The following is a 1,058-nucleotide window of genomic DNA, read 5'->3' on the forward strand; positions in this document are numbered from 1 at the left end:
ACTCTCCGATAGAAAGCTTAATCTAGCTTTTAAAACAATGTTTTGTTTCCGTAGAAACAACTACTTACATGGCGTTTCGTTCAGTTTTCAAAGATCGATTTCTCTTTCGTTGCTGTTTTCAGCGACCTAACCATCATATCATGTGTGATTAGTGCTTGTCAACACCTTTTTTTTAAAAGGTTTTTGGTGGAGCCTAGCGGGATCGAACCGCTGACCTCCTGCGTGCAAGGCAGGCGCTCTCCCAGCTGAGCTAAGGCCCCGTTGGTATAGATGGTCGGGAAGACAGGATTTGAACCTGCGACCCCTTGGTCCCAAACCAAGTGCTCTACCAAGCTGAGCTACTTCCCGTTTAAAAGAGAATTAAAATATAAAATGGTGCGCCCGAGAGAAGTCGAATCCCTAACCTTCTGATCCGTAGTCAGACGCTCTATCCAATTGAGCTACGGGCGCATCTTATAATGTTTTGAAAAAATGGAGCGGAAGACGGGATTCGAACCCGCGACCCCCACCTTGGCAAGGTGATGTTCTACCACTGAACTACTTCCGCAATTGGTGCGGGTGAAGGGACTTGAACCCCCACGTCGTAAGACACTAGATCCTAAGTCTAGCGCGTCTGCCAATTCCGCCACACCCGCAAATACATGGTGAGCCATGAAGGACTCGAACCTTCGACCCTCTGATTAAAAGTCAGATGCTCTACCAACTGAGCTAATGGCTCTTTTCAATAAGAAAAGCTGGTGCCGGCCAGAGGACTTGAACCCCCAACCTACTGATTACAAGTCAGTTGCTCTACCAATTGAGCTAGGCCGGCAATATATGTACCCTTACGGGTTATAAGAAAAAATATGGTGGAGGATGACGGGCTCGAACCGCCGACCCTCTGCTTGTAAGGCAGATGCTCTCCCAGCTGAGCTAATCCTCCACTATATAAGCCTAGCGACGTCCTACTCTTGCAGGGGGAGATCCCCCAACTACCATCGGCGCTGAAGAGCTTAACTTCCGTGTTCGGCATGGGAACGGGTGTGACCTCTTCGCCATCATCACTAGACTAACAGGTT

8 tRNA genes and 1 rRNA gene are annotated in these 1,058 nt (G+C 48.7%); all 9 read right to left on the reverse strand.

Features of this window, described 5'->3' with window-relative positions:
• Positions 1-184 precede the first annotated feature (184 nt).
• Positions 185-260: transfer RNA gene (locus FBF83_RS20515), tRNA-Ala, on the reverse strand.
• An 11-nt stretch (positions 261-271) separates the two neighbouring features.
• Positions 272-348 (reverse strand) — tRNA-Pro (locus FBF83_RS20520).
• A 25-nt stretch (positions 349-373) separates the two neighbouring features.
• A tRNA-Arg gene (locus FBF83_RS20525) sits at positions 374-450 on the reverse strand.
• Positions 451-472: 22 nt separating this feature from the next.
• Positions 473-547, reverse strand: a tRNA-Gly gene (locus FBF83_RS20530).
• Between the two features lie 3 nt (positions 548-550).
• Positions 551-635, reverse strand: a tRNA-Leu gene (locus tag FBF83_RS20535).
• A gap of 7 nt (positions 636-642) precedes the next feature.
• Positions 643-718 (reverse strand) — tRNA-Lys (locus FBF83_RS20540).
• A 17-nt stretch (positions 719-735) separates the two neighbouring features.
• Positions 736-811 (reverse strand) — tRNA-Thr (locus FBF83_RS20545).
• A 35-nt stretch (positions 812-846) separates the two neighbouring features.
• Positions 847-922 (reverse strand) — tRNA-Val (locus tag FBF83_RS20550).
• Between the two features lie 9 nt (positions 923-931).
• Positions 932-1,048 (reverse strand): 5S ribosomal RNA (rrf, locus tag FBF83_RS20555).
• Between the last annotated feature and the right edge of the window lie 10 nt (positions 1,049-1,058).

The organism is Guptibacillus hwajinpoensis, assembly GCF_005144865.1.
In the GTDB taxonomy this organism is placed as follows: Bacteria; Bacillota; Bacilli; order Bacillales; family Guptibacillaceae; genus Guptibacillus; species Guptibacillus hwajinpoensis_A.